Annotated in this window: 4 protein-coding genes and 1 pseudogene; 2 read left to right on the top strand and 3 right to left on the bottom strand. The window is 56.6% G+C overall.

From position 1 onward, the window contains the following. From HMPREF2999_RS04080 to HMPREF2999_RS04070, 3 genes and pseudogenes are all read right to left on the bottom strand, one after another. A pseudogene (locus HMPREF2999_RS04080) lies at positions 1-658 on the bottom strand (type IV secretion protein Rhs); the annotation flags it as partial. 153 nt (positions 659-811) lie between these two features. Further along, positions 812-1,675, bottom strand: coding sequence for a hypothetical protein (locus HMPREF2999_RS04075; protein ID WP_070675541.1), 864 nt, complete (start codon positions 1,673-1,675; stop codon positions 812-814). A gap of 197 nt (positions 1,676-1,872) precedes the next feature. Further along, a complete protein-coding gene (locus tag HMPREF2999_RS04070) occupies positions 1,873-2,352 on the bottom strand; it encodes a DUF4190 domain-containing protein (protein ID WP_070675544.1) in 480 nt (159 codons plus the stop codon). Between the two features lie 302 nt (positions 2,353-2,654). Between HMPREF2999_RS04070 and HMPREF2999_RS04065 the strand changes: the two genes are divergently transcribed. Both HMPREF2999_RS04065 and HMPREF2999_RS04060 read left to right on the top strand, forming a co-directional pair. After that, positions 2,655-2,939 (top strand): pyrophosphorylase, encoded by a 285-nt coding sequence (locus HMPREF2999_RS04065; protein WP_005507345.1) that lies wholly within the window; start codon positions 2,655-2,657, stop codon positions 2,937-2,939. Between the two features lie 178 nt (positions 2,940-3,117). Next, a partial coding sequence (locus HMPREF2999_RS04060) for a DUF6531 domain-containing protein (protein ID WP_070697719.1) occupies positions 3,118-8,005 on the top strand: 4,888 nt, incomplete at its 3' end.

The following is an 8,005-nucleotide window of genomic DNA, read 5'->3' as shown; positions in this document are numbered from 1 at the left end:
CAGGAACCAGCGAACCCACAGAAGGCATCGACGAGCCAGCTACACCCAGCACACGCGGAACGAACGAGTTCTCATCCCACACCAGCGGGTGCATCACCGAAGCATCAAAACCAGCCGCAGAACCAGCAGCGGCACCAGCACCGATTGAAGGTACGCCAAACTCAGGTACACCAGCAGGCGCACCACCAGCAGCAAGCACACGACCATCAGTAGAAGCACACAGCAGCGAGAAAGACACAGCAGAATCGTCAGCAGAACCCCACGAGGCTACCGAGTTCACAAACCCAGCCGCACCATAGGTTAGGGCCGAGCCGGAACCATCTGAAGAAACCTGCAGAAGACGCGAATCATTACCGTCATACGAGAACACACTCGTCGAGACCGGCACCAAAGTGACGCCCTCAAGTTCCACGGATTCCGGGCACTGCGGAAGCCACGCCTGAGCATCCTCAACAGCAGAGGCAAACTCAACCGACTGGGAACCAGACTTCGCCTCATCCTGCACACCGTAGACGCATACTGCGCGAACGCGGGCACCCTCATCAGTAACCAGCACCTTCGCCCAAGCATTCTCAGGCTGGGCGCTATCAAAGTACTCAACGCGTACCAGCGCACCAGCGGCATCAACACCCCAGAAGATGATGAGGAAGGTGCGCATGGTGGTGGGTTCTCGTTTCGTGTGGTTGGTGAATATCCGGAAGCACGCCACCGGCAGGTGGCATACCTTCCCCCTAGGATACCCCGGCGTGCGAATCGTCCTAGACCGTGCGCTTTGGTGCACAATGCTCCTCACCCCACGGGGCTCCACGGTTTAGTCTGCTGCAGGTTCAGCCTCCGGGTCCTCCTTGTCTTTCTCCTTAATGGTGATACCCACGGTGACGTAATCCTTCACCGACCACCCAGTTGACGCCATCGATACCGCGAAAAGTAGCGCGGGTAGCCACTCTGAACGGTTCAGTGTGTTGATCATGTACAACAACGAAATGCAGCAAGACATCCCCACCATGCCGACGCACACGACACGCAGGGTCCGGTACCCCTCAGATCCCTCCTCAAAATGCGGGTGGTGCAGGTAGAAAAGACCATCGCACACGAGGTATAGGAACCACGGGGTAAGGAGGAGCGTCAACGCCAGGGCAAGTGAATCGTAGCTTGTAGCGGAGAGACTAATCAGGGGAACCACAAGGCACAGAACCGCAAAAATAGCCGCCGTCACAACACCCATACGGGTTGAGCGCCTATCCAGCTGTTCCATGCGTTGCAGGTCAGGGGCGCCGTCCTTGGGGTCGGTGCGTGTGGCTAGGACAAGGACGATGGGCGACCCGGAAGCTATATACCACGAGGCGAAGTTTGTTTCCGGGGTCCATGGAGTCGTGTCTCCCTGGAGTACACCGAAAGCCGTAAGAACCGTCAGTACAATCAAGCCCACTGCACCGAAGAAGAAAACGAAGATAAAGAAGTGGTGGAAAGGGCCACCGTTTGCTTTGCCTGCAATGCTTTCATCATGTGCCATGTCTAGAGCTAAGAGGGTCACAGGCCCCATAACGAAGAATATTGCGCCCCACGGCCAGTGTTCGACCATACCCAGCAATAAAGATGCGAGAGCCAAGAAAATAAAGCAGAACCATAGGAAAAGAAGCCTAGGGTCGGTTATGGCATTGATAAATGCGTTCATGCTATTTCCCTTTCAACTATTTGGGCTCTGCCGCGGCGCGGTCGAGGATGCACTGCAGGTGCTCCGGGGCGTACTCGCCGCCAGATGCTGAAGCACCCACGGAGGATACGGCTGAGGGGCGCTCGCAGGCACGGCGACTGCCGCACGCACGAACGCCCCACCCATCACATCATCGGTTACTAAACCAGACGGTCGGTCTACTTGTCGTTGTCTACGCGGTAGAGCCAGCCGCCGTATGCGCAGTAACGCTTACCGTCCTTCTCAGTGTAGTAGGCGCCAACAAATTCCTTGCTCTCACACTTCTGAATCGCTTCGCGAGCCATCTGCTCACGCTCCGCACGCTTCTGAGCGCGCACATTGTTACCCAGAACGAAGGTAACCATCGCGACTACGACCAGCACGAGCGAAACGATAGCCATGACCTTGCCCTTGCCGGTGCCGCGCTTGACCATGACCAGGGCGATAATCGCAAAGATAACGGTCGGGATTGCGGTAAATGCGCCCAGGATAACGAAGCCGGTAATTGCGGAGATAATGCCCAGAACCAGTGCGGTTACTGCCGCCCACTTCTTCTTTTTCGGTGCCTCAACAGGGCTGGATGCGGGCTGTGCGGCGGGTGCCTGCTGGGTGAACTGCGGCTGCTGCGGTGCAGCCGGCTGCGGGGTGTTTTCAGACATGAAAGTCCTCATTTCGTATGTGGTTGGTGATTCTAGCGATAAGGTGCCACCCCCAGTGGGCTGGCATTTCCTAAGGATACCGTAGCGGGAGAAAACCCTTGATGAGAGTAGATGGATGTATATGCACGCACTGCTGTGCAATGTCTACTATGAGAAATTTTTCTCACAACAGGGCGCAGAGGGTGCGCTTTGCCGCGAAATAGTGTAATGTTCGAAGTGGTGCAAAGCACTAACGGTGCGTATTTGATATTCGCGTATCTAATGCACATCTTCCGGCAACTCAACGACGAAAGAGGAACATCGTGTCCGATCGCGTACTCTCATCGCAGGCAGCCAAGGATGCCATTACTGCTCTCCAGAACATCATCAATGGCGGTCTGCAGAACGAAATCAACAACCTCAACCAGCAGGGTAACCAGCTGAAGGACCCCAACAACTGGGACGGCCCCCTGGCTGAGCGTTTCCGCAATGACACCTGGCCCGGCGTAGAAAACACCCTGCGTAACCTGACTCAGGAACTGACCGACCTGCGTGAGCAGCTCAACCAGATTTCTACCGATATCTTCCAGGCAGGTGGCGGCTCCTAAGCCTTCCCTGGTAAACGCCGTTTACCGCCCCGCTCCCCGGCTACGGGGCGGTGAGCGGTAAGCGGCGTTTTCTGCTAATTGGCTTGAGTACACGTTATTCCCAGGCATGGCAGCATGCCTGCCTAGACTTGTTTAATCACCACACTTCCGCACTAACCACACCGAAAGACAACAGAGCATGAATCTGAATACTGAAGAAGTCAAGTACGATGATGCTACGTCGGATGCCCTTGCTGGCGCTTGTCGCACCGTTGCGCAGAATATTGACAGTGCACTACCTCCTCTTAAGAACTCGCTGACGACTGCTTTGGAGGACTTCGTAGGTCATTACGCCGATATCGCGGCAGCGAATATTGACACCACTATTAGCGATGGTCGCAATATTGCCAACGTCTTCCGCCAGCTGGCTGACGTGGTGGACCGCCTTAAAGAGGCTGCCCAAATAGAAAAGCGGAACCGTAAACTCATGCGTGATTATGAGGAAAAGTTTAAGGGTGACTGGCGCGAATTCTACAAGTGGTGGGATAGTATTTTTGGAGACGGAGCCCCGAGTCCCAAGTCGTACATTCCGGATACTACGATTGACACCACTTCCCCAGGCCAGCGCGAGAGTACTGAAACTCGTTCGGGGGGCATGACTGTTTCTTCGGCGCGCCCTTCAACCGTGCGTGCCCTCTCTAATACTTTGGCAAACCTTGGCACTAGCTTTGACGCTGAGCCCGGTAAGCTCCGTAACCTTGCTTCTGAATTTGCGGCTAAGTGCCAGTGGGGAACCATCGACGCTGAAAATCTCATCCGCACGTTTGAAGCGTGGAACAGGTCGAACGCCAACGATAAGACGTGGCTGGGCATCGTAGCCGATACTTTTGAAATGTACGGTAGCTCGAGCCAGATTGTTACCGTTGCCAATTCAACTCTGGAAGGTGCAATCAGTGCATCTGGTGTTAGCACTGAGCGTCACGAGTTGCAAATTCTGGCGCCTGCTGTTGTGGGTAAGCCTACTACCAGCGGTTACGTGAATGACCCTGTGAATGTCGCGACCGGTAACTTCATTGAAGAAGAGACCGATATGGCGTTTGCCGGTGTGGTTTCTGCTTGTTCTGTAACTCGAATGTACAACAGTGTGGCTGTTTTTGGTCAGCACGCTGTATCCGGTGTGTTTGGCGCGGGCTGGTCCTCGAATATTGAGAGCCGTGTGCAGCTGAATGCTGAGAATGCTGTCTGGACGATGGCTGACGGTCGTGAGGTTACCTTCGACCGAATGATTCGTGAGGACGGCACTCACGGCTATGCTCGTGCTCCGCGTGAAGCGTGGTGGCTTGAAGAGCTGCCCCTCACCCAGCTGATGGGTGAAAGGGGTTCTATTGCTGACCCCTCTCTGCGTTATATTTTGCATGCTACGGGCTATGATGCCTCGTCCTTGCTGCGTATCTCCGACAACTCTGGAACTCAGCACATTTTTAGCTTTACCGGTGTTTACCTGGGCATGAGCGCTGGGGCAGGTACTGCTGTCGCATACCTGCGCGATGAGGAGAGTCGCGTTGGTGCTATCGTGCATCAGCACGGTGCCCGTATCGACGTGGAGTACACCGAAGGTGGCCTTGTCGGCGCTATTCATTCTTCACGCGGTCAGTCGGTGCGTTACGAGTACGTCACCCTTGATGGTCGTACTCACCTGTGTGCTGTGCACGGTGACGCCGGTACCCGCCGTTATGAACATGACGCTGCCGGTCTGATTCACCGCGTGGTGGCTAGCACCGGCACTGTTGAGGTGACGAACTACTATGACCCGACCGGTCGCATTACCGAACAGGACACCGAATACGGTCGTCGTGTTCGCTACCGTTACCTGCCGAACGGTATTACTGACGTTTCGAACGAGGACGCCTCCTACACGAATCTGTGGATTAGTGACCAGTACGCACGCCTGACCGGTATTGTTGACGCGGAAGGTGGGCGTAGTAGCTATGCCTACGATGACTTTGGCAACCGTGTGAGTGTGGTGGACCGCGATGGTTCTCGTATTACCCGCTGTAGCGATGAGCGCGGCCGCATTATTCGCGAGGTTACCGATGAGGGTGCTGAAACCCTTTTCGCGTATGACAAGCACGACCGCGTGGTCTCCGTGGCGATGAGCGCTATTGAGACGGATCCGCGTGCCCGCCGTGCCGCCCGTCTGGCTCGTCGTGCCCGCCTGGAGGCTGAGGCTCAGGGTCGCACGCTCGATGAGGCTGCTTCGGGGCAGGAGCCTGCTCAGAGCCCTGCCGTAAGCCCGATGACTACGGTGACTTACGAGTACGCGAATGATTTTGAGCGTAACCCTTCTTCTATGACCGACGGCAACGGTCATGTGACCCGTTTTGAGTGGGCTGATGGCCTGCTGCAACGTGTGGTGAGCCCTGAGGGTGTTACCGTCTCTTTGGAGTATGACGAGTGTGGTCTGCTGACCGGTATTCGTAATGCTGAGCAGCAGCTGACCCGTTGTGAGTACTCTGCTGCGGGTCACCTGGTGAAAATTATTTCTGCTCTTGGGCTGGAGACTGAGTTCACCTATGATTCTGCCGGTCATATGGTGTGCCGTCAGGACCCGGATGGTTCCCGCTGGCGTTTTGAGTATGCTGCTGGTGGTCGCCTGGTGGCTTCGGTGGACCCTGCAGGTGCTCGCACCGAGTATGAGTACGGCCCGAGCGGTGACATTGTTGCCGTGGTTGACCCGCTGGGTCGCCGTATGGAGCGTTCCTTTGATACGAACGGCAATATTGATCGCATTACCCTGCCGGGTGGTGCGCAGTTCAGCTACGCCTACGATGGCTTGATGCGCCTGGTCCGCACCATTGACCCCGCCGGTGGTGTGTGGACCCGCGAGTATGATGCCGCAAGCACCCTGACCGCGTTGATTGACCCGACCGGTATGAGTGTACGTACTTCTGTTGATTCCTCGCGCAAGACCATCACCACTAACGATGGTGTTGATCGCGTGCGTATCTCGTGTGACCACCTGGGCCGCCCGGTGCGTACCGAGGTGCTCTCCGAGGAATCTGGTCCGCAGGTTAGTGCAGATGCTGACGACCCGACTATCTCCACGATGGTTTATGACGGCGCGGGTAACCCCGTGCAGGTTCTGGATGCTGAGGGCGGTCTGAGCCGCTACGAGTACAACGGCTCGAACCAGATGGTCCGCATGATTTCCCCTGCGGGTCGTGTGACCGAGTACAGCTACGATGCGTGCGGTCGACTGGCTGCAACCTATGAGGCTGCCGGTACTGCTGAGCAGTCTGTGACTCGCTACGAGTACGACGCTGATTCCCGACTGATTTGCCAGGTGTACGGTGACGGTTCCGAGGCACGCGTTCGCTATGACGCGTGCGGTCGTGTGCTGTCTATTACCGGTTCCGGTGTGGCTTCTCCGGTGTTCTACACCTGGGATTCTTGTGGTCGCGTGAAGAGCATCCGCGATAACAAGTGGGGTACTCGTTCGTTCACCTATGATGCCGCTTCCCAGGTGGTTGCGGTGACTAATGGCGCCGGTGGCGTGACCCATTACCGCTATGACGAGGCGGGTAACGTTACCTCCGTGATGGACCCTGCCGGTCGCATTACTAGCTACGAGTATGACCTGATGGGTAATGTCCTGGCGGCGACCAATCCGTTGGGTGTGCGTACTACCTCTACCTATGATGCTGCCGGTCGTCTGCTGACCAGCACTGACGGTAATGGTGCTGTACATTCCTTCGGTTATGACCGTGACGGTGTTCCTTGCTCCCATTCGGTGAATGGCTCTTTGCTGTACCGTATGGAGCGTGATTCTGTGCGCCGTACGATGACGACTTATGATCACGCGGGCGTTGACGCGTTTGGTGCTCCCGTGGTAACGGTTGAGTCGTATGACCGTTTGGGTCGTCTGGTTCGTCAGCGCCGTGAGTTTGGTGCTCAGATTCCGGAGTCTTTCCGCACTGCCTACATGGATGAAGCTGGCAGCTATGAGCTGTCCTACGCTTACGATGCTGACGGTCTGCGCACTGAGTTTGTGCACCCTCTGGGTTCGAGCGCTTATGCGTATGATGCTACTGGCCGTATGGTCAAGCAGACTGACATCACCGCGTACCGTCTGGATGGAACCGCCGTCACCTCTGAGTCTCGTGTGGAGTCTTCCTTCGAGTACAACGCGGTAGATGCGCTGGTGCGTGCGCAGGTGTCTGATTTGGCGGGTACTTGGGTTCGCGAGTTCGGTTACCGTGGCGCGCACATGGCCTCTGTGACCGAGCAGCCCGCTGAGGCAGACTCGGCTGAGGCTCTGCACACTGAGATTATTCGCGATGATTTGGGCCGTATTAGCGGTGTGGATTCGCCTGCTGGTCTGGTCATGTACACCTACACTGATGCGCAGATGCTCTCTTCTGCCGTTCGCGGTACCGAGACTCTGCGCTGGACCTATGATGCCGCTGGTGCGCTGGTACGCGTTGAGTACTTTGACAGCGCCCAGCCCGAGAATGCTTGGGTGAAGGTGCTGGTCACTGATGAGGGTGCCCGCGTTCGCGCAGTATGCCTCTACGGTGTGCAGGATGAGGCGAAGGCTGATTCCCAGTCGGCTGAGTTTGCCTCTGCTGTTGAGGACGCTCAGGCGTGGCTTCCGCAGTGCCCGGATTCCGTGGAGGTTGAGGGCGTTACCCTGGTGCCGGTCTCGACGAGCGTGTTCTCGTATGACGGTAATGATTCGCGTCTTCTGCAGGTTTCTTCGGATGGTTCTGGCTCGTCCTTGACCTATGGTGCAGCTGGGTTCGTGAACTCTGTGGCGTCGTGGGGCTCTGCTGACGATTCTGCTGTGTCCTTCTCTCTGCTGTGTGCTTCTACTGATGGTCGTGTGCTTGCTGCCGGTGGTGCGTCTGCTGGTGTACCCGAGTTTGGCGTACCCTCAACCGGCACTGGTGCTGGTGCTGGTGTTGGTTCTGTGGCTGGTTTTGATGCTTCGGTGATGCACCCGCTGGTGTGGGATGAGAATTCGTTTGTTCCGCGTGTGCTGGGTGTGGCTGGTTCGTCGATGCCTTCTGTGGGTTCGCTGGTTCCTG

Source organism: Rothia sp. HMSC066H02, assembly GCF_001814995.1.
Taxonomy (GTDB): Bacteria; Actinomycetota; Actinomycetes; order Actinomycetales; family Micrococcaceae; genus Rothia; species Rothia mucilaginosa.
The sequence above is the reverse complement of the archived record's forward strand: the minus strand, read 5'-3'. Positions and strand labels throughout refer to the sequence as shown.